This window comes from Kitasatospora sp. NBC_01539 (genome assembly GCF_045040525.1).
Taxonomy (GTDB): Bacteria; Actinomycetota; Actinomycetes; order Streptomycetales; family Streptomycetaceae; genus Kitasatospora.
Genome location: NZ_CP109390.1, coordinates 5,078,261 through 5,100,228, shown reverse-complemented (window position 1 = coordinate 5,100,228; position 21,968 = coordinate 5,078,261). Strand labels below are relative to the sequence as shown.

General features: G+C 75.1%; 8 protein-coding genes. All 8 read right to left on the bottom strand.

Features of this window, described 5'->3' with window-relative positions; translation table 11 throughout:
* Positions 1-93: 93 nt before the first annotated feature.
* The 8 genes from OG335_RS22065 to OG335_RS22030 all read right to left on the bottom strand — a co-directional run bounded on the left by OG335_RS22065 (position 94) and on the right by OG335_RS22030 (position 21,933).
* Positions 94-1,389, bottom strand: a complete 1,296-nt coding sequence (locus OG335_RS22065) for an NAD(P)/FAD-dependent oxidoreductase (RefSeq protein ID WP_405012848.1) — start codon at positions 1,387-1,389, stop codon at positions 94-96.
* Between the two features lie 19 nt (positions 1,390-1,408).
* On the bottom strand, positions 1,409-2,113 hold the full coding sequence (locus OG335_RS22060; RefSeq protein WP_405012847.1) for a 4'-phosphopantetheinyl transferase family protein: 705 nt from the start codon (positions 2,111-2,113) through the stop codon (positions 1,409-1,411).
* Entirely contained in the window at positions 2,100-2,312 is a 213-nt protein-coding gene (locus OG335_RS22055; RefSeq protein ID WP_405012846.1) for a hypothetical protein, read from the bottom strand. The genes OG335_RS22060 and OG335_RS22055 overlap by 14 nt, the downstream gene beginning before the upstream one ends.
* A gap of 32 nt (positions 2,313-2,344) precedes the next feature.
* Complete coding sequence (locus OG335_RS22050) at positions 2,345-4,135, bottom strand: acyl-CoA dehydrogenase family protein (protein ID WP_405012845.1); 1,791 nt, start codon at positions 4,133-4,135, stop codon at positions 2,345-2,347.
* 34 nt (positions 4,136-4,169) lie between these two features.
* Positions 4,170-5,888: an acyl-CoA dehydrogenase family protein gene (locus OG335_RS22045; protein ID WP_405012844.1), complete on the bottom strand. Its 1,719-nt coding sequence runs from the start codon at positions 5,886-5,888 to the stop codon at positions 4,170-4,172.
* Entirely contained in the window at positions 5,885-7,516 is a 1,632-nt protein-coding gene (locus OG335_RS22040) for a PfaD family polyunsaturated fatty acid/polyketide biosynthesis protein (protein WP_405012843.1), read from the bottom strand. The genes OG335_RS22045 and OG335_RS22040 overlap by 4 nt, the downstream gene beginning before the upstream one ends.
* 28 nt (positions 7,517-7,544) lie before the next feature.
* Entirely contained in the window at positions 7,545-14,924 is a 7,380-nt protein-coding gene (locus OG335_RS22035) for a beta-ketoacyl synthase N-terminal-like domain-containing protein (protein ID WP_405012842.1), read from the bottom strand.
* An 82-nt stretch (positions 14,925-15,006) separates the two neighbouring features.
* Positions 15,007-21,933 (bottom strand): SDR family NAD(P)-dependent oxidoreductase, encoded by a 6,927-nt coding sequence (locus tag OG335_RS22030; RefSeq protein WP_405012841.1) that lies wholly within the window; start codon positions 21,931-21,933, stop codon positions 15,007-15,009.
* Positions 21,934-21,968: the final 35 nt, after the last annotated feature.

The window sequence follows — 21,968 nt, the reverse complement described above, 5'->3', positions numbered from 1 at the left end:
CCTTGCGCTATCCACTATAGAGAGTGGAGATGTCCGATGCCAGTTTTTTCGGCGGGCGGCGCGGCGCGACGACCGGACACCCGCGGCGGCCGCTCAGCGGCCGAGCTCCCGCAGCAGTTGCTCCGCCGCCTCCAGCCCCGAGGAGAACCCCGCCTCGTGCGAACCGATCTGGTCGTAGTGCAGTTGCTTGGAGTGGAAGTACGAACCGGCCAGCTTGATCCGGGTGCCCTCGTTGACGCGGTAGATTGTCTTCTGCAGGGTGCGCAGATCGAGGTCGATGACCGGGTGCTCGTACCGCAGCTCGCGGATCACCGTCTCCTCCCGCACGGGCAGCGGGTAGTCGAGGGTCACGAAGTAGTCGCGCTCGGACGTGAATCCGTGCAGCCGGTTCATGTAGTACGCGACGTACGGGCGGCTCTCGCCGCCGGCCGCGACCTTGCCGTAGTTCCAGTTGTCCCAGCGCGACCGGTCTGCGGGCATCACCGACGGGTCCGTGTGCAGCACCGCCACGGACGCGTTGTAGCGGATGCGCGCGAGCGTCTCGCCCTGCAGCGCGCTCGGTTCGGTGAGGAGCCGGCGGGCCTGGTCGCCGTGCACGGCCACCACCGCGTGGTCGAAGCGCTCCGCGCCCGCCGCCGTCGTCACGGTGACGCCGTCCGGCTGCTCGGTGACCGACAGCACCGGCTCGCCGAGCCGCAGCTTCGGGTCGATCGCCGCCACCGCCCGCCGCACGTACGAGATCGAACCGCCCTCCACCGTCTGCCAGTCGACGCGCCGACCGCCCAGCCCGCCCTCGTCGTGCGCCATGAAGAAGGCGATGACCGTCGTCGCCGGCATCTCCCAGATCAGCTCGGCCGGCACCGACCACACCGCCGTGCACAGCAGGATGACGTAGCCGTACCGGAACTCGGCGCTGTAGCCGCCCCGGTCGAGGTACTCCCCCAGCGGCACGTCGGTGCGCTTGCGCAGGAAGTCCTTGCGGCCCTCCTGGTGGAAGCGGTGCGCCTCCCGCCAGATGGTGTGGAACTCCGCCGGGTAGCGGGCCAGCACCTCCTCCTCCGGCAGCGCCATCTCCTCGGTGCCGTACTGGAGTCCGGTGTCGAGGTCGAAGAAGTTGAAGCCGCCCTCGTGACGGCGGGTGGGCACGCCCAGCTCGGTGAAGAAACGGCTGAGGTTCGGATAGCTCGGCTTGTTGAAGACCACGAACGCGGTGTCGATGCCGAGCAGCCGTCCGGCGTCCTCGACCTCGATCGTGTTCGCGTGACCGCCCGGACGGGGCTCCTCGTCGAAGAGCGTGATCTCGGCGTGCTCGCGCAGCCGGTACGCGGCGGACAGGCCGGCCACTCCGGCGCCGACGACCGCGACCCGGGGCTTGGTGGGAGCAGACATGCGGGGGTTCCTTCGCAGGCTAGGAGGCGATCAGGGTGCGGTGGATCCGGCCGCCGCGGCCGCCCTGCACCGCGGCGGCGAGGACGAAACCCGGGGCGGGACTGAGCAGTTCGAAATGCCAGGCGGCGTTCTCGGCGACCGGCCGGAGCGGGTCGGTCAGCCGGATGGGCGTGACGGCCGGCGGGCTGAACGAGAAGCCGGAGAGCTCCCGGCGCAGCCCGGTGCCGACGGCCTTCAGGTAGGCCTCCTTCAGCACCCAGTACGCGGCGATCCCCGCCGGCCGCTCGCCCTCCGGCAGGACGGCCAGGGCGGCCCGCTCGGCCGGCGCGAAGTGCCGCGGCAGGTGGCGGACGGCGTCCGGCCCGGCCACCGCGGGTTCGACGTCGACCCCGCAGGTGCCGCCCGCCGTGACCAGGCACGCCACCATGCCGTCGGTGTGCGAGAGGTTGAAGCGCAGGCCGTCGCCGGCCGGTTCGGGCTCCGGCCGGCCGTCGTCACCGGCCCGCACCCGCCAGCCGTCCAGCGGACGGCCCGAACGGGCGCTCAGCGCGTACCGGGCGAGCACCCGGCCGCCGAGGAAGCGCCGCCGGGAGGCCTCGCGGCGCAGCCGGGCCAGGTGCGCCCGCTCGTCCGGGCCGAGCAGGGCGGCCCCGCCGTGGCGGGCGGCGAACGCCTCCACGGCGGGCTCGGGGAGCAGCCAGAGGTGGCCGTCACGTGCGGACATCACGCCTCCGCCGGGGCCGAGGGGCCGGGGCCGTGCCGAGCACGCCCATGCCGACGAGCTGCTTCAGCCACTCCGACATCTCCCAGCGCAGCCGTTCCCGGCAGGGCGGGCAGACCTTGAGATCCGGGTCGAGCCGGTCGCGTGATCCGCCCGCCCCGCAGGACGGGCAGGCCGCGCGGGTCCGGGGGTGTCGTGCCATGGGCGGGCTCCTTCCGGTGCGCGTTCACGGGGTCATCCGTCGGCGGGGCCGGGGCCGGTGCGCTCGGCCAGCCGGAACGGCCGGTGCGAGAACAGCCGGTTCTCCCAGTAGAGGCGGCGCAGCACGTCCATCACCTCGTCGACGACGGCGCTGTCGGTGACGGTCTCGTGCGGGTACCACTGCCGGCGCAGCCGCTCCAGTTGGAGGAGCAGCAGGGCGCCGCTGGGCAGCGGGTCCTCCAGGGCCTCCGCCGAGTGGACGTGGGTGTGCACGCAGGCGGCGACGGCGTGCAGCAGGCAGTACTCCTTGGCGAGGTCGAACAGCTCGGCGGACTGCCCGTAGTCGCGGCCGAGTTCGGCGCGCAGGGCGAGGCACCGGCTGCGGAGGCCGTGGGCCCGGCCGAGGAGGTCCCCGGCGGTGTCGGCGGCGCGGGTGAGGCGGTCGCGCTCGTCGCCCTTGGCCTCCTCCGCGAGGCGGCGGAGGGCGGCGAGGGAGGCGGGGGCGGCGAGCAGGGCGTCGTCCCGGCCGCGGCTGTACAGCTCCTGGTCCCAGGGGCGGTAGAGCGGCAGCGGGGTGTCGATGCCGTAGAGGGTGCGGACGCGTTCCTCCGCGGCGGCGACCGCGGCGGCGGGCGGCTCGACGGCGGCGGCGAGCAGGGCGTCCAGCTGGAGGGCGAGGTTCTTGAGGTTGACGACGGTGTTGCCGTCGGCGAAGTTGGCCACCAGGAGGTCGCGGAGCATCTTCTGGTGGATGCCGTAGTGCGGCAGGCCTCGGAGGTAGAAGCGGGCGCCGAGCACGATGTTGAGCTGCGACATGGTGCGTTCGAGCGTCGTCGGCACCAGGTACTTCGCCACCGACGACCACACGCTGGCCTGTTCCGGCACCAGCTGGAGGCTGCGGACCGCGCCGAGGCTGACCGCGTCGGCGACCATCAGGTCGGCGAAGCACTCGGCCAACTGGCGCCGGGAGTAGGGGATGTCGCTGACCGTGCGGCCGAAGATGACCCGGTGCTCGGTGAAGTCGAGCGTGACCCGCAGGGCGGTGTCGACGGCGGAGAGGGCGATGGAGCCGATGAGGGTCCGGGCGACCTGGGAGGTCTGCAGGGCGATCTCCAGGCCGGCGCCCTCGGCGCCGAGGCGGTTCGCCTCGGGCACGAAGACGCCGTCGACCCTGATGCCGCTCATGTCGAGGGCGCGCAGGCCGTGCAGGCGCTCGTTGGGCAGCTCCTCGACGGCACCCGCCGGGGTGCGGCGCTTCTCCAGCAGGAGGATGGAGTATCCGGCGGGGCCGCCCGACTCCTTGGTGCGGGCGAAGACGGTGAGGCCGTCGGCGACGCGGGCGTTGCCGATCAGCCACTTCTCGCCGGTCAGCAGGTAGCCGCCGTCGACGCGTTCGGCGCGCATCTCGTTGCTGAGCACGTCGCTGCCGTGGTTGCGCTCCGACAGGCCCCAGGCGTAGCGGCTGCCCTGCTTCATGGCGTCGACGAGGTACTGCTTCTGCTCGTCGGTGCCGGCGATCCAGGCGGGCAGGAACGCCAGGCTGGTGATGATGAGGGCGGTGGCGGTGGTCGGGTCGCGGCGGGCGATGAGGCGCAGCAGGTTGAAGCCGGTCTCGACGTCGCCGGCCCGGCCGCCCTGCGCGGCGGGGATGTTGTACTCGTGCACCCCCCAGCGCTGCAGCAGGTTGACGAAGGCGTACGGGTACTCCTCGCGTTCGTCGTGGTCGAGGATCCGCTCGAACGGCATGCGGCTCGCCGGGTCGTGCGGATCTCCCAGATGGTTCTCCAACTCTGATGCGAGTCGGTCGAGTTCTGACTTCGACACCGGTCTCCTCCGGTCACGTGAGGGCAGGGGGCGGTCAGGCCAGTGCCGCGGGCGCGGCCGCGTACATCCGGCCCGCCGCGGTGAGGTCGAGCACGGTGTCGAGGGCCGGGGCGAGCAGGTCGGCCTCGCGGCGCGGCGGCCGGCCGTCGGCCCGGGCGAGCAGGTAGGCCAGGCAGGCGCCGAGCCAGCTGGCGGAGCCCGGCTTCTGCCCGTACAGCGGCAGGTGCCGGCTCGCCCACCACAGCTGCAGGCAGCAGGCCCCGGCCTGCAGCCAGGCGAACCGTTCGGCGAGGTCGACGAGTTCGTTGCCGGGCCTGGCCCGCTCCGCCTCGGCGGGCAGCGCGAGCAGGCCGGCGTGCAGCTGCTCGGCGAGGGCCGCGACCGCGGGTGCGCCGCCCTCCGCGAGGGCGGCCGCGGCCGGCGCCGCGACCGCGCCGAGCGTGCCGGTCGGCAGGTCGCGGCCGCGCGCGTTGAGGTCGAGCCGGGCCGGGTCGTACGGCGGCAGCGGCGCGTCGAGCGCGAAGACCGCCCGGGCCCGGTCCTCGTCCGCGGTCACCGCTCCGGCCCGGGCCAGGGCGGGCAGTTGGCCGCTGAACGACCGCAGGTTGGCGAGCGTGCTGGTGTCGACCACGCGCACCAGGGCGGCGTCGCGCTGCAGCTTCTGGAAGAGGCCGCCGCCCGGGCCCTCGGCCCGCAGCACCGCCCGGGTCGCCAGGGTCGCGCCGCAGCGGGCGATGGCGTCCTCGACGGACTCCGCGACGACGTGCTTCGCCGCGCACCCCCAGACGCTGAACTGCTCGGGCGCGGCGTGGATGCCGCGGGCCGCGGCCAGCGCCACCGCGTCGGCGGCGAGCAGCGCGGCCGAGGCCACCGCCAGCTCCCGCCGCTGGTACGGGGTGTCCAGGAGGACGGCCCGCCCGGTCCGGCGTCCGGCGGCGAAGCCGAGGGTGAGCCGCAGCGCGGTGTCGGCGCAGCCGAGGCTGCCCGCGGTGGACATCAGCCGCACCACCTGCTGCGCCTTGACCGCCACCTCCAGCGCCTCGCCGGGCCGGCCCACGACCTGCTCCGCGGCGACCGGCAGCCGGTCGAAGCGCAGGTGCGCGAAGTCGATGCCGCGCATGCCGCCCGCGGGCACGGGCGCGCCGCGGTCCAGGCCCGGCCCGGCGGTGACGAGGTCGAGCAGCACGGCGGTGAACGACCCCGGCCCGCGCTCGCCGGTGCGGGCGACGACGTACGCGGCGTCGCACCGCTGCCCGAGGCCGACCATCCACTTCTCGCCGGTCAGCAGGTGGCCGCCGCCGCCCGCCGGATCGGGCACCAGCCGGGTCGTGTTGGCCAGCAGGTCGCTGCCGTGCTCGGCCTCCGACAGGGCGAACGCCACCGCGCCGCCGGCCCGCAGCAGCCCGGCGACCTGCGCCTGCTGCGCCGCGGACCCGTGCAGGCGGACGCAGGTGGCGGCGGTGATGGAGAACATCGTCGCCGGCATGGCGTTGAGGTCGCGGCGGGCCGCGGCCCGCACGAGGAGCATGCTGCGGTCGAAGGAGGCGAAGGTGCCGCCCATCCCGGCGGGCAGGTAGTCGAGGTGGAAGCCGGTCGAGCGGAGCGCCGCGGCCAGCTCGTCGGGGTAGGCGCCGGCGTCGTCGCGGCGGGCCGCGGCGGCGAAGCCGTACGGGTTGGCGGGGTCGTCGGCGGGGCCGAGCCGCTGCTCCAGCTGCTCGGCGGGCGCCGTCAGCCGGTCGAGGACGTCGGTCATCTCGCCCCCTCCAGGGAGCCGACCGACGACTCCAGCGGCACCGGCCGGTAGTCGGCCGCGGCGGCGGGCACGTGCACGCCCGCCGTGCGCAGCTGCGCCAGCCGGGTGTGGAACGCCGCTCCGCGCATCAGGTGGTGCGCGACCTCGGCGACGCGCCGGCTGCCGGGCGCCTTGAGGTAGCTGGCGGTCACCCAGTCGTTGAAGCTGCCCATCGCCGGGCCGCACCAGATCTGGTAGTCGAGCGTGCGGTCGGGGTCGCCGACGGTCGCCCAGCGCGAGGACATCCCGAGGTACCAGCGGAAGACCAGGGCCATCCGCCGCTTCGGGTTGTCCGCGGCCCGGGCGAGCTGCGCGGGGTCGCGGCGCTCGAAGTAGCCGACGCACTCGTCCCACACGTCGGCCAGCGGCCGCCGGAACACCTGCGCCTCCAGCCGGGCCCGCTCCCCCTCGGGCAGCGACTCCAGGCCGTCGTACGCCTGGTAGAGCTCGTACAGCTTCTTGGCGCGCATCGGGAAGAGCGTGCCCTTCTTCAGCACCTGCAGCTCGACGCCGAGCTCGAACATGTCGGCGGCCGGCGCCATCTCGCAGTCGGCGATGCCGGCCTCGGCGAGCAGCGTCTTCGTCGCCCGGGACGCCCCGGACTCCACGCACGACTGGTTGACCGAGCCGGTGACGACGTACGCGGCGCCCATCGCGAACGCCGCGGCGAGGGCGAGCGGCGTACCGAGGCCGCCCGCCGCGCCGACCCGGATCGGCACCGGGTAGCGGTGCTCGCGCTGCACGGTGTCGCGCAGCCGCAGGATGCTCGGCAGCAGCGCGGGCAGCGGGCGGCGGTCGGTGTGGCCGCCGGAGTCGGCCTCCACCGTGATGTCGTCGGCCATCGGCACGTACTTCGCGAGGTCGGCCTGGAGCGGCGTGATCAGGCCCTGCTCCAGCAGGGCGCTGACGGTGGCGGCCGGGGCGGGCCGCATGAACCGCTCGGCGGTCTCGGTGCGGGAGATCTTGGCGATCACCCGGTGCTCGGCGACGGCCTGGCCGTCCGGGCCCTGCCGCAGGCCGGCCAGCCGGTAGCGCACGATGTGCGGGCTCAGCGCCATGAACGCGGACGCCTCGACGCAGCGCACGCCGTGCCGCAGGAAGAGCTCGACGGCCTCCCGCTCCAGCCGCTCCTCGCTGGGGCTGTGGATGAGGTTGACGGCGAACGGCCGGCCGGGGATCTCCGCCGCGAACCGGGCGAGCGCCTTCTCGATGGTCTCCGGCAGCAGTCCGGCCGCGCCGAACGAGCCGAGGTACCCCTCGCGGGCGAGGGCGATGACCATGTCGGCGGAGGCGATGCCGCCCGCCATGGCCCCGGCGAGGTAGGGCTGGCACACGCCGTGCGCGGCCAGGAATGCGGCCGAGCCGAGCCGCTGCGGTGACAGCGGTGCGGCCGCCGCGAGCAGGGGCAGGCCCTGCTCGCGGCCCCCGGAGGGTACGGCCCGGCCGCCGGCGGCGGCGCCGATGCCCTGCGGGGTGCGGACGACGAAGCAGGGGCGCTCCAGGTCGGCCAGGGCCTGGTAGATCCCGGCCGGGTCGGTGCTGGGGTACTGCTCGCCCTGCCAGAGCAGTGGTGTCTGGGGGTGGTTCATAGGGGTTCCGTCTCCTCGGGCGGGCGGGTCAGGCGGTGGCGGACTGCGACCGGACCTCGACGGCCACACCGGTGAGCTCGTAGATCCGCAGGCCGGGCTTCCACAGGTCGGCGTCGGCGACGACGACGACCCGGCCGTCCTCGCGCCGCACCTCGCGGACGTGCACGTCGAAGCGGAGCTCCTCGTCGTGGCGCAGGATCTGGCCGCGGTACTTCCAGGCCATCTCGACGTCGGTGGCGGGCGCGAAGTGCGGGCTCTCCAGGCCGTCGGCGAGACCCTGCTCCAGCACGTACAGCCGCAGGGCCTGGAGGACGGCCTCGACGCCGAGCGAGCCGGGCATGACCGGGTCGCGGTGGAAGTGGCAGTCGAAGTACCACTCGTCGGGCCGCACCTCACGGTGCCCGTGCAGGTAGCCGAGGCCGTGCCGGCCGCCGTCGGCGACCAGGTCGACCCGGTCGACGAGGTGGAAGTGGCCGCCCGGCAGGTGCAGCATGCCGCCCGACGGGTCGGTGAACACGTCCGCGTCCGCGGGGAGTTCGATGCGGCGCACGCGGTCGGCGGCGGGCTGCTCCTGCTCGATCCACGGGGCGAGGTACCGGCCCGCGTCCAGGCCCGCCTGGTTGGCGAGCGCCGCCTCGCTGAAGTACCCGAAGAGCGACTCGCCGACGTAGAACACCTCGCCGTCGGCGGAGAGTTCGTAGCTGAACTTCTGCAGCACCGCGCCGTGCACGGCGCTGGTCATCAGCAGCTTCGAGTGGTGGCGGACGGTCTTCCCGCGCAGGTCGAGGTCCTTGACGAGGGTCGCGTGCCCGTCGAGGTTGCGGATGGCGTACTCGGCGTCCGGCTGCTTGAGGGTGGCGCCCAGGTAGTAGCCGAGCAGGATCGCGGCCTGCAGCGAGGTCTCCATGTGCACGCAGTTCGGCATGTGCGGGTGCGCGTTCTGCGTGTAGTACCAGGCGTCGGCCGGGGAGTCGTACTCGGTGACCATCTCGGAGCCCGGGCCGAGGTCGCCGCGGGTGCCGGTGAGCGACATGATGCGGTCGACGAACTGGAAGTCCCCGTTGGGGATGTAGGGCGCCCGGTGGTCGTGGTAGACGTCGAACTCGGGGCCCATGGCGGTGCCCAGGTCGCCCTTGGCGGCGTGCGCCAGGTGCAGTTCGTTGATCATGGCGGGCTCGCCGGAGCGGTTGCGCCGGCCGAGGAAGGCCGGCACGCCGCCCTTCTCCGGACGGTACGGGGTGCCCTCCTTCTCCCGGATCTGGATGCCGAAGTTGCGCATCCGGATGACCGGCTTGTCGCCGAGGTACACCAGCACGTCGGCGATCACCGAGGGCCGCGGGAGCAGGGTCAGCTCCATCACCTCGATCTCGTACCGGATCTCCCGGTGCGCCGGGGTGATCTGGCCGCGCACCTGCACCTCGGTCTGCAGGCCGACGATGGTCTGGAAGCGGGCGTCGGGCAGCACCAGGTGCAGGCCCTGGTGCAGCAGGTACGTCTGCAGCGCCTGCACGGCGCCCTCGGCGACCATCGATCCGGCGAGCACCGGGTCGTCCGGGAAGTGGCACTCGAAGTACCAGGCGTCGGGCTGCAGCTGCTTGGTGGCGGTGAGCGCGCCGAGACCCCGGGGGCCGCCGGTGCGGTCGATCCGCAGCTCGTCGATCATGCGCAGCCGGGCGTCCGGCAGGCGCAGCGCCGGGTTGAGGCCCGGGTCCTGCGCGTGCTCGGGGCCGAAGACCTCGCCGGGGCGGCCCTGGGCGAGGAGTTCGAGGTCGGCGGCGGTGAGGTGGTTCTTCGCCGTCCGTGCGAGCGGCTTGAACCACGTCTTCGTCAGGGCCTCGCGGGCGGCCCGCTCCTTCGCGGTGACGACGACGCCGAGCGGGGTGTCGAGCTCGGCCTGGCTGAAGAACCCGGCGGAGGCGTCCTTGAGTTCGAGGATCAGCTCGCCGTCGGCGTAGCAGAGGTAGCTGAAGAAGAAGAGCGTGGTGTCGCCCTGGGTGACGAACCGGTTGATGGAGATGTCGTAGCGCAGGGTCTGCCCGGCCCGCGGGAGGTCGCCGTGGAAGACCAGCGTGGAGTCGAGCAGCCGGTAGACCCGCTCGCCCTTGTTGCGGAAGTCGATGCCGAGGTAGCTGATCAGCAGCAGGTCGCACTGCCCGGCCTCGATGGCGACCGCCGGCGGCACGCCGCCGTCGACCGTGTACCAGGCGTCCTCGGGCACGTCGTACTCGGTGCGGATGAACGACGGCTTGTAGACCCCGGTCTCGGCCCGCAGGTCGGTGACCCGGGTGACGAAGTGGTACGGCGGCGCGGGCAGCCGCACGCGCTTCGCGTAGCCGTCGATCTCGGCGAACGCCGGGCCGAAGACGTCGGCGAGGCGGCCGGTGGCGAAGGCCAGCAGGTCGGCCTCGTCCCAGATGACACCCGGGCGCCCGGCCGGGGCGGCCGGCCCGGACACCGCGGGCGGGGCGGGCGGCAGGGCGGGCACGGGGGCGGGCGCGGGCGTGAGCGCGCCGGCGGGCGCCGGCCGGGGCGCGGCCTCGACGACCAGCGGCTGCGGCGCCTGCGGGGCCACCGGCAGCGCCTCGGCGGGCGGCGCCGCCAGCAGCGCCTCGGTCCGGGCGAGCGTGCTGTCCTGCAGCACCCGCTGGGTCTCCATCACCACCGAGTGGGTGGCCATGAGCTGCTCGCGCAGCTCCCGTACGAGGTCCTGCGGGCCGTACCCGCCGGGCGGCGGGACGGCCGGACGGGCGGCCGCGGGCGCAGCGGTCACCCTCGGCGCGGCAGGCGCGGCGGCGGACGGCGGGGCGGTCGTCGGCGGGGGCCCGGCGGGGGCCGCCGGTTCGCTCCACGGCAGGAAGGAGATCGGCTCGCCGTCGAAGGCGATGACCTCGGGGTCGGCGAGGGTCGGGTCGGCGGGCATCAGGTCCTCCGGGGAGAGGGGGGCGGCGGATCCGGGAGGGGCGGGCGGCAGCGGACGCCGGTCCGCCGGCCCCCCTCCGCCGGAGTGGTGCGCCGGGGCGGCGGCCGCGACGGCGGTGAGCACCGGCGCCGCCAGGTGCGCGGCCGGCACCGTGCCCGGCAGGCCGGGAGCCGCCGCGACGGGTGCGGCCCGGACGGCGGCCGCCAGCAGGTCGGCGGTGCCGGCCGCGATCCGGCCGGGCACCGAGGCCCCGCCGCCGACCGGGAAGAGCATCCGCCGGCGGGCGGCCGGCGCCGGGGCGGGGCCGAGCAGCCCCGCAAGGTCGAGCGGCACGCCGTGCGCGACGAGCCGGGCGGCCAGCTGCGCCACCGACCGGGCCGCGGGTACGCCGCGGCGGTCGACGGACACCGCGACGTGCGCGGCGTCGCCGAGCGTCTCGCGCACCCAGCGGGTGCAGGTGGCGCCCGGGCCGACCTCGACGAAGTAGCGGAAGCCCCGGTCGTACGCCTCCCGGACGAGCCGCGGGAAGTCGATCGTGGAGCGCAGCGTGTGGGCGATCCGGCCGGCGATCTCGGCCCGGTCGGAGGTGTCGACCGGCCCGTAGTCGTAGGCGCTGAGCAGTTCCAGGCCGCCGGGTGAGCCGGTCTCGTGGTCGTTGAGCTCGGCGAGGCCGGCGAGTTCGCCGTCGACGACCGGGCAGTGCATGACGCCGTTGACGGGCGAGCGGGCCGCCGGGCGGCCCAACTCCTCGATCAGGGCGCGGCACTGGGCCGGGTCGCCGGCGATGACGAGCTCGCCGGGCGTGTTGACGTGGGTGAGGAACACCCGGTCGTACCGGACGAGCGCGGCCCGGACGGACTCCGCGTCGGCCAGCAGCACGTGGCCCGCCCAGACCGCGGAGTCCGGGGTGTCCGCGGGCAGGTCCCACAGCTCGCGCACGGTCGTGCGGGCGCCGTTGAGGCGGTGCCGGAAGAGCGGGGTCGCGCTGATCCGGTCGTCGCGGCGGGCGGCCCGCTGCCAGCCGCCGGTGGCGAAGAGCATGCTGGACTCGCCCAGGCTGTAGCCGAACGCGCCGTGCGCACGCACCCCGAGCAGGTCGCGGACCAGGTCGGTGTGGAGGATCGCGAACGTGGTGCCGGTGGCCAGCATGAACGGCAGGTCGTCGGCGAGTTCGGCCTCCAGCGCCATGAGGTCGCGGCGCCCCGGGGTGACCTGGGTGCGCGGGTGGAGCCGTGCCGCACGGAACGTCGCGTCCGGGTGCTCCACCTCGGCCTCGAAGCGCTCCAGAAGCCCGGGGAACGCCCGGAACAGGTCACGCCCCAGCCCCGGGTACGAGTTGACCGCGCCCGGGTAGACCAGCGCCACCTTGGCGTCCGGGCCGATCGGCGCGGGCGTGAAGCAGCTGCCCGCCGGCGTCGCCCAGTCCTCGCCGCGCTCCCACGCGCCGGGCACGTCCTTGGCGGCGAGGGCGAGTTGACGGCCGAGCTCGTCGGCGTCGCGGCCCACCAGCACCACCCTCGGCACGCCGGTCGGCAGCACGGCGGCGGCCTCCCGGGCGAGCGCGTACGGGTCGGCGCCGTCGGCGAGGAGGCCGCGGTGGCGTTCGACGGCGGCGAGCAGCGCGGCCGGGTCGGGCGCGCCCAGGGCGAGCAGCGCGGGGCCCCCGGCACGCTGCCAGTCACGCTCCGCGCGGACCCCCGCGGTGTGGGCGGCCGACACAACGAGCAGGCCGTGCGCGCCGCCGTCGCCGATGAACGAGACCGCCGCGCACCGGCGGCCGGTGCGCTCGGTGCGCAGCCAGGGCCGGGAGGTGTCGGGCAGGTGGCAGCCGGTGGCGGCGAGCCGCTCCGCGTGCGCGGCGGACGGCCGCTGCCAGCCGGGCACGCCCGGCACGTAGCCGTGGTGCACGGCGAGGACGGCGCGCAGCAGCCCGGCCATCGCGGCGGCGCCCTGGGCGTCGCCGGTCTGCGCCGTGGCGCTGCCGAGCGCGGGGCCCGGTGTGCCGGCCGGGTGCAGGGCCGCGAGGGCGGTGATCTCGGCGACGTCGTGGGCGGCGGTGCCCGCGGCGTACGCCTCCAGGTAGCCGATGTCGGCGGCGGTGATCCCGGCGTCGGCGTGCGCCTGGGCGGCGGCGGCGGTGAGCGCGGCCGGGTCGGCCCCGGGCAGGGCGCCGTCGACGGCCTCGGCGTACCGCACGGCGACGGCGTCGAGCCGGGCGTACGCGGGCCGGGTGCCCTCCCCGGACCGGGTCAGGACGACCGCCCCGGCGCCCTCGCCGATCCGCCAGCCCTCGGTGCCGTCGCCGAAGGCGAGGCCGGGGCCGGCGGCGGGGGCGCCGTCCGCGGCGGTGCGGCGCAGCAGGCTCTCGGGCGAGCCGGCCAGGTCGACGGCGCCGACGAGGACGGCCTCGACGGTGTCGTCCAGGAGCAGCAGCCGGGCGGTCTCCAGCGCCTGGGCGGTGCCGGCGCCCTCGGCGGAGACGGTGAACGACGGCCCGGTGAGGTTCCACAGCGAGGAGATGCGGCTGGCCATGATGTTGCCGATGTAGCTGAGCACCTCGTTGGCGACGATCGGCTCGTGCACGCCGTCGCGGGCGAGGGCGGTGAGCCGGGTGCGCTGCTCGTCCGTGAGGGTGGTGCCGGCGAGGAGTTCGCGGACGTACCCGCCGATGCGGTGGCGGGCGAGGTGCAGGTGCGCGGAGGGCTCGATCTCCATGGCGACGACGACGCCGACCCGGCGGGCCTCGGGCGCGGACTGCCCGGGGGCGGGGTCGCGGCGGTAGCCGGCGTCGGTCAGGGCCTCGTCGGCGACCTTCGACATGAGGGCGTGCTGCAGGTTGTAGTTGCGCAGGTCGGCGGGCGGGATGCGCTGGTCGACGGGGTCGAGCCCGGCGGTGTCGACGAACGCGCCGACCGGCCGGGCGTCGGGGCCGATCCCGGCGTCGGCGAGGGCGCCCTCGGCGGTCTCCTCCAGGCCGCGCCAGCGGCGTTCGGGCAGCGGGTGGAAGGCGTCCAGGCCGTCGTGCAGGGCCCGCTCGTACGCGGTGACGGAGTCGAACGCGCCGAAGTGCGCGCCGAGGCCCACGATGTCGAGGGCGGGCAGGGCGGTGCGCGGGGCGCCGCCGGCGGCGGCCTCGGCGGGGACGGCGGACTCCGCGGGGACGGCGTCGGAGAGCACCACGTGCGCGTTGGTGCCGCCGAAGCCGAACGCCGAGACGGCGGCCCGGCGGGCCCCCGGGGCCGCGGGCCACTCCCGGCCGGTGCGGACGAGCGCGGCGGCGGCCGCCCCCCGCGGTCCGGCGACGGGCTCGGTCACACCGATCGTCGGCGGCAGGTGGCCGTGCTCCATCGCCAGCACCACCTTGAGCATGCTGCTCAGCCCGGCGACGGTCAGCAGGTGCCCGATGTTGCCCTTCACCGAGCCGAGCAGCGGCAGCGCGCCGTGCGGGCCGAAGAAGTCGGTGACCGAGCCGGCCTCGGTGGTGTCGCCGATGGGGGTGCCGGTGGCGTGGCACTCCAGGTAGTCGACGTCGGCGGGCGAGACCCCGGCGGCGTCGTAGGCGAGCCGGTAGGCGCGGTGCTGTCCGGCCGCGTTGGGCACCAGGAGGTGCCGGCCGCCGCCGTCGTTGGAGAGGCCGATGCCCTCGATGACGGCGTGGATGCGGTCGCCGTCGCGCTGGGCGTCGGCGAGCCGCCGGACGGCCAGCATGCCGGCGCCCTGGCCGGTGAGGATGCCCGCCGAACGGGCGTCGAACGGCTGGCTGAAGCCGTTCTCCGGGTAGGCGTGCAGGTCGGAGAAGCTGAGGTGGATGAGCGTCGGGTCGGGGGCGCACACGCCGCCGGCGAGCACCAGGTCGGCCTGGCCGGTGGCGAGGTGGTCGCAGGCCAGCTTCAGCGCGTACAGCGCGGAGGAGCACGCCGCGTCGAGCGCGTACCGCGGGCCGCCCAGGCCGAGGGCGGCGCCGACGATCCGGGCGGGGGCGCCGCTGACGTGCGCGTCGGCGGCGTCGCGGACGGGGGCGGGCCGGTACGGCGGCACGGCCACGCCACCGCGGCGCAGCCCGTCCGCGACGGCCTGCTCGATCAGCGGCAGGCTGATCCCGGCCGAACCCGGCGTCGGGAAGGAGTAGTTGCCGAGCACCAGGCCGGTGCGGGCGAGCAGTTCGGGCCGGTCGAGGTGGCCGGAGCTGCGCAGCGCCTCGCGGGCCACGTGCAGCGACCAGTGGAAGACCCGGTCGAGCCCGGCGAGCCGGTCGGCGGCCAGGCGGTAACCGGTGGGGTCGAACGCGAAGTCGCGGACGAACCCGCCGCGGGTGCAGGTGATCCGGTGCTGCGGGTCGAGGTCGCCGGGGTCGGCGGGCGGTCCGAAGACCTCCGGGCCGCCCTCGGTGCGGCTGTCGGTACCGGTGCTGAGGTTGTGCCAGAACTGCTCCGGGGTCTCGGCGCCCGGGAACAGGCAGGAAAGGCCGACGACGGCGTACGTGCTCATGGAAGCTGGGGTCCCTCCGGTCTGCGGGGCGGTCCGGCCGGCCGTACGGTGACGGCCGGCCGGACCTGCCGGGTCGGGTGCGTCAGCTGCTGACGAACTTGGCGGCCAGCTGCGGCGTGGACACGAGGCTGACGCCGCTCAGCCGGGCGAGGACCCGCCCGCCGCGGCCGACCGCGGTGACCGTCAGGCTCGCCGAGGTGCCGTTCACCGCGGCGGGTTCGACCACGGCGAGGAACGTCTCGCCGTCGGCGGGCGCCTGGTGCAGCTCGGCCCGGGCGACCGAGAGCGGCAGGCTCGCCGTCGCACGGAAGAGCCGCATCCACACCAGCCCCGCCTGCAGCAGCAGGTCGGTGGCGCCGGGCCGGTAGAGCCGGCCCCCGTACGCGCCTGCGGCGGTGGGCGGTTCGGCGAGCGCGCACTCCAGCACGAGCCGGCTCTCGTCCTCGGCGAGGATCCGGCGCACACCCTGCAGCGCGGCGCCGTGGAAGAGCGTGCCGTCGGTGTAGAGGCCGCTCGCGTCGCGGCCGCCACCGGCGGCGGGCAGGCCCGCCAGCACCGGGTGGTTGAGCTCCGACGCCGGGTCGGCGCCCAGCACGACGGTCGCCGCGTAGTGCGGGCGGACGGTGCCGTCCGCGGCGACCGAGCGGATCACCACCTCCGTGGTGGCCCGGTCGCCGGCCGGGGTGGCCGCCAGCTGCAGCCGCTCGGGCCGGGTGTCGTCGAACAGCACGCCCTTGTGGACGGCGAAGTCGCGCACCTGGCGGACCGTTCCGCCGCCGAGGCGCTCCACCGCGCCGACCGCCCAGCCGAGCGCCAGCGCCGCGGGCAGCACCGGCACCCCGCCGATCACGTGGTCGGCGACGATCGGCTCGGCGGCGAGCGGCGCCACCTCGCGCTCCAGCACGGAGGCGGTCTGCGGTGCGGACGGCGTGCGCACCGACAGCGGCGTCGTCGGGCCGAGCACGGTGACCGTGTCGTGGCCCCGACCGGCGGCGAACTGTCCGGTGAACAGCGCCGCCCCGGTCCCCACCGGGATCAGCGTGATGCCGCGCTCCTGGAAGACCGCCTTGATCTGCGGCGACACCATGCCGCTGTCCCACGCACCCCAGTTCAGCGAGGAGACCCGGGCCTGCGGGTGGCGCCGCTTGAACGAACCCGCCCAGGCGTTCAGCACCTCGTTGGCCATCGCGTAGTCCGACTGCCCCTGGTTGCCGAAGAACCCGGCCACCGACGAGAACAGCACCACGTGCCGCAGCCGCTCGGCCGGCAGCGCGTCGACCACCGCCCGCAGCCCGGCGAGCTTCGGCGCGAACACCCGCTCGACCTCCGACGCCCGCTTGTTGGCGATCAGCTGGTCCGCCAGCACCCCGGCCCCGTGCACCACACCGGTGACCCGGTCGGCGTACGGCGCGAGCGCGGCCGTCGTGGCCGCGGCGTCCGTGATGTCGACCGCCACGTACTCGGCGGCGGACCCGGCGGCCCGCAGCTCCTCCAGCGTGCCCCGCACCTCCCGCTCGCCGACCACGGCCTGGTAGAGCTGCTCCACCCGCTTCGGGGTGGGCTTCTCACCCGCGGCCCTGAGGTGGGCGACCGCCGCGGCCTTGAGCTCCGCCGTGCCGCTCACCCCGGCCGCCCAGGCCGGCTCGTCGCCGAGCGCCGTACGGCCGAGCAGCAGGAACCCGGGACGGTACGCCGCGGCCAGGTCGGCCACGCAGCGGGCGGTGATGCCCCGCCCGCCGCCGGTCACGACGATCAGGTCGTCGGGACCGGGCTCCGGCACCGCGGTGTCCGTGGCGGCGGCGAGCCCGGTCGGCGCCTCGCCGAGGGTCAGGGCGACCCGGCGGCCGCCGTCCAGACCCACCTGCACGGGCTCGGCGACCGCGTCGTGGATCTCCGTGAGCAGCAGGTCCGCGGCGGCCCGGTCGGTCACCGCGGGCGCCAGGTCGACGGCCCGGCAGAAGAGCTCGGGGGCCTCCACCGCGAGCGTCTTGACCAGCCCGCCGTACCCGCCGGACGGCACGAGGTCCTCGGCCACACCCGTCAGGCCGAACACGCCGTCCAGCCGGGTGACGGTGACGAAACCGGCCCGCCCGGCGGCGGCCGCCCGGGTCAGCGGCTCCACCAGGTGCTTGGCGACCAGCAGCGCCGACGAGAGCCGGCGGACGCCGTCCGCCCAGTCCGTGTCGGTGCGGGTCGCGAAGGTCACGGCCAGGGCGAGCGGCCTGGCCAGGAACTGCTCCGCCCGCTCCGCGAGTTCGGTCACACCCCAGCCGGTGAGCGCGAAGTCCTCGGTGCCGTCCACGATGCGGGTGACGGACGGCAGGCGCAGCACCCGGACGTGCCAGCCGCGCGCCAGCAGCCGCTCGGCGACCAGCGGCACCAGCGCGCCGCCGTCGTCCACCAGCAGGGCACCGGACCCGGCCGGGTAGGCGTCCACCAGCGTGTCGGGGAGGGGGAGTTCGGCGAGCGCGGCCTGCGCCCGGCCGATCGCGCCGACGGGCGGCGCGGTGTCCGTCCGCGGCGCGGGGGCGGCGGCCGGGGCGGGGGTCGCGGGAGCCGGCGCGGCGGCGGTCACGGCCGGGGCCGCCTGGGCCACCGGGGCCGGACCGGCGACGGTGCCGGTCATGAAGTCGACGATCTGACCGAGCGTCCTCAGCTCACCCAACTGCTCAGGACCCACCGGCACATCACTCGGGAACTGCTCCGACAGCACACCCAGGATCTCGACCCGCTTGATCGAATCGATCCCCAGATCCGCCTCGACATCCATGCCCAACTCGAGCATCTCCGCCGGATACCCCGTCTTCTGCGCCACCACCGCCAACAACGCGGCAGCCACCTGCTCCGCCGACACCACAGCCGGAGCCGAAGCAGCCACAGCAGCCGGAGCCTGCGCAGCCGACGTGGCCACCGGAGCAGCCACCCCGACCATGAAGTCGACGATCTGACCGAGCGTCCTCAGCTCACCCAACTGCTCAGGACCCACCGGCACATCACTCGGGAACTGCTCCGACAGCACACCCAGGATCTCGACCCGCTTGATCGAATCGATCCCCAGATCCGCCTCCACATCCATGCCCAACTCGAGCATCTCCGCCGGATACCCCGTCTTCTGCGCCACCACCGCCAACAACGCGGCAGCCACCTGCTCCGCCGACACCACAGCCACCACAGCCGGAGCCGGAGCCTGCGCAGCCGACGTGGCCACCGGAGCAGCCACCCCGACCATGAAGTCGACGATCTGACCGAGCGTCCTCAGCTCACCCAACTGCTCAGGACCCACCGGCACATCACTCGGGAACTGCTCCGACAGCACACCCAGGATCTCGACCCGCTTGATCGAATCGATCCCCAGATCCGCCTCCACGTCCATGCCCAACTCGAGCATCTCCGCCGGATACCCCGTCTTCTGCGCCACCACCGCCAACAACGCGGCAGCCACCTGCTCCGCCGACACCACAGCCGGAGCCGAAGCAGCGACAACGGCCGGAGCCGGAGCAGCCGGGGCCTGCACGGCGGGCGCGGGCACCACGGGAGCCGGGGCGGCCGGAACCGGCGCGGCCGGTAGGGCCGGCAGCGGTGCGACCTCGGCGATCGGTACGGGCGCCGGGGCCGCGGTGGGCGCGACCGCCGGGGCGGGCGCGGCCAGGTACGCGGCCGGGGCCGACGGGGCGGGGCCGGAGCCGCTGCCGCCGCCGAGTTCCAGCGAGGCGAGGTCGCGCAGGATCTCGTTGGCCCGCAGGTGGGTCCTGCCGATGGCGAGTCCGTGCTCCTTGACGGCGGTGACGCCGGCGAGCACGTCGTCGACCCGGCCCTGGCCGGCCGCGTTCTCCAGCAGCCCGGTGAGCCGCTGTGCGCTCTGCAGCTGGCCGTTCAGGTAGTCGTCGTGCAGGGCCAGGTGGTCGGCGATGAGTTCGGGCAGCCGGTCGGCGGCTGCACCGGCGGCGGGATCGTGGTCCACGGGTTCGTTCTCCTGAACGGCGGGCCGGTAGGCCTGGGCGGGTTCCACGGCGGTCGGCGCCGCAGGGACGGGTGCCGGCGCCTGCACGGGCACCGGCACGGACACGGGCACGGGTGGCACGGCGGCGGCGGCGGCGGGCACCGGCAGGGCGGCCGTGGCGGCGGGGACCGGCGCGGACGACGGCATCGCGGCGGGCACCCGGTAGCCGTTCTCCAGCGCCTCCCGGTAGGCGGACTTCCGGGCGTCGGAGACGTGGTTGATGCCGTTGAGCATGACCGTCATGCCCTTGCCGGACTCGGCCACCGGGGCGGCTGCCACGTAGCGGTCGGCGACCGCCAGCGGGAGTCCGAGGACGGCGAGTTGGGCGACGGCGCGCTTGAGGGCGAGGTCGGCGTCGGCGCCGGGCCCGCCGTCGAGGCGTACGGCGTGGTGCGGACGGTCGCCGAGGATGCGCCCGACGAGCTGGGTGAGCACGCCCTTGGGGCCGAACTCGACGAACGTGCGGAACCCGGCCGCGTACATCTCCTCGACGCGGTCGGCGAAGTGCACCGGGTTGACGAGCTGCTCGGCGAGCAGCACGGCGTTGGCGGCCGGGTCGTCGCCGTACGCGCCGCCGGGGGTGTTGGCGTAGACGGGCTGCGCGGGAGGGCGGACCTCGATCCGGTCGACGGCGGTGCGGAAGGCCTCCACGGCGTGCCCGACGAACGGGGTGTGGAAGGCGGCCGACACCGGCAGGCGGCTGATCCGCAGGCCGGAGGCGCCCGCCGAGGCGACCAGGCGTTCGACGGCCGCGGTCGGCCCGCCGAGCACGGTCTGGTCGGCGGCGTTGCGGTTGCAGACCACCAGCTCCGGGTGCCGGGTGAGGAGTTCGGCGATCGTGGGCGCGTCGGCGGTGACGGCGGCCATGGCGCCGGCGTCGAAGCCCGGGTCGGCGGGCGGCGCCATGGCGGCGCCGCGGGCGCGGGCGAGGGCGAAGTACGCGTCGTCGGTGAGGGCGCCGGCGGCCCAGAGGGCGGTGAGTTCGCCGAAGCTGTGGCCGAGGTGGCCGTCGGCGGCGAAGCCGAGCTCGCGCAGGTAGCGGTGCTGTCCGGCCGCGAGCGCGCCGATGGCGGGCTGCGCGTACTCGGTGCGGCGCAGCGACTCCTCCTGGGCCTGTCGGCCTTCGGTGGTGAACGCCGGTGCGGGGAAGGCGATGCGGGAGAGCGGCTCGGCTCCGTCGAACTCGCGGTTGGCGCGGTCGAAGGCGGCGCGCAGCGGGGGCAGGGCGAGGACCGCCCGGTGGCCGGGGTTGACGTACTGGCTGCCCTGGCCGGCGTAGAGGGCTCCGACCTTGCCGAGGTCGGCGGCGGTGCGGCGGTACCAGAGGCCGCGCGGGTGCGCCCAGTCGGCGGCGTCGGGCTTGGCGCGCAGTTCCTGGGCGGCGAGGGCCCGGAGGTCGGCGAGTTCGGCGTCGCCGCGGGCGGCGAGGGCGAGGCGGGCGTGCCCGGCGGGGGCCGGTCCGGTGGAGGCGGGCGCACCGTCGGCGAGCAGGGTGGCGAGGGCGGCCGGGTCCGCGGCGTGCCAGAGGTGCACCCGGGCGACGGGGAACATCACCTGGAGGTCGTCGCCGTCGCCGTGCTCCTCCAGCACGAAGTGGAAGTTGGTGCCGCCGAAGCCGAACGAGGAGATCGCGGCGCGGCGTTCGGTGCGGCGCGGGTCCTTGATCCAGGGGCGGCTCTCGGTGTTGACGTAGAACGGGCCGGTGGCGAAGTCGATGGCGGGGTTGGGCTCGTCGACGTTGATGGTGGGCGGCAGCACCTTGTGGTGGAGTGCGAGCGCGAGCTTGATCATGCCGGCGGCGCCGGCCGCGGCCTTGGTGTGCCCGATCTGCGACTTCACACTGCCGACGGCGGCGTACTGCCGTTCGCCGGTGGTCTCGGCGACGACGGCGGCAAGCGCGGAGAGTTCGGTGGCGTCGCCGACGGCGGTGCCGGTGCCGTGCGCCTCGAAGAGCTCGACGCTGTCGGGGCTGCAGCGGGCGTCCTCGTACGCGCGGCGCAGGGCGACCATCTGGCCCTCCTTGCGCGGGGCGTAGATGGACTTGAAGCGGCCGTCGCTGGAGGATCCGATGCCGCGGATGACGGCGTAGATGTCGTTGCCGTCGCGTTCGGCGTCGGCGAGGCGGCGGAGGGCGAACATGCCGATGCCCTCGCCGATGAGGGTGCCGTCGGCGTCCTTGTCGAACGGGCGGATCCGGCCGGCCTTGGAGAAAGCGGGGGTCTTGCTGAAGCAGAGGTACATGAAGATCGTGTTCTCGGCGTCGCAGCCGCCCGCGATCATCGTGTCGGCGCGGTGTTCGAGGAGTTCGCTGACGGCGGCCTTGGTGGCAGCGAGCGAGCTGGCGCAGGCCGCGTCGATCGTCATGTTGCTGCCGCCGAGGTCGAGCCGGTTGGCGATCCGGCCGGCGACGACGTTGCCGAGCATGCCGGGGAAGGAGTTCTCCTCCCAGGGGGCGAAGGCGAGTTTGAACTTCTCGGCGATCTCCTCGGCGTCGCGGTCGCTGAGGCCGCAGCTGCGGACGACCTCCTTGAGCACGGGGGTCTGGAGGCGCGCGGAGAGCGGCTGGGTGAGCTGGTTGGCGCCGGTGACGCCGAGGATGACGCCGGTGCGTTCGGCGTCGTACCAGGGCCGGTCGGCGCCGGCGTTGCGCAGCACGTCGCGGGCGACGACCAGGCTGAGCAGCTGGAGGACGTCGGTGACCTCCAGCGTGGTCGGCGGGAGGCCGAACTCCATGGGGTTGAAGGCGACGGGCGGGATGAACCCACCGCGTCTGGCGTAGGTCTTGTCGGGCGCGGACGGGTCCGGGTCGTAGTGTTCCGCGACGTCCCAGTGGGTGCTCGGCACGTCCTCGATGCAGTCGGCGGCGGCCATCACGTTGCCCCAGAACTCCCGCAGGTCACGGGACTTGGGGAAGAGCGCGGAGAGGCCGACGATGGCGACGGGCTCGTCCGCGAGGCGGCGGCCGATCTCCGCGTCGGTCATGGGGCTGGTGGGCTTCGAGGTGTTCACGGCAGGGCTCTCTCGGTGTCGGAGGGCCGGGCCCC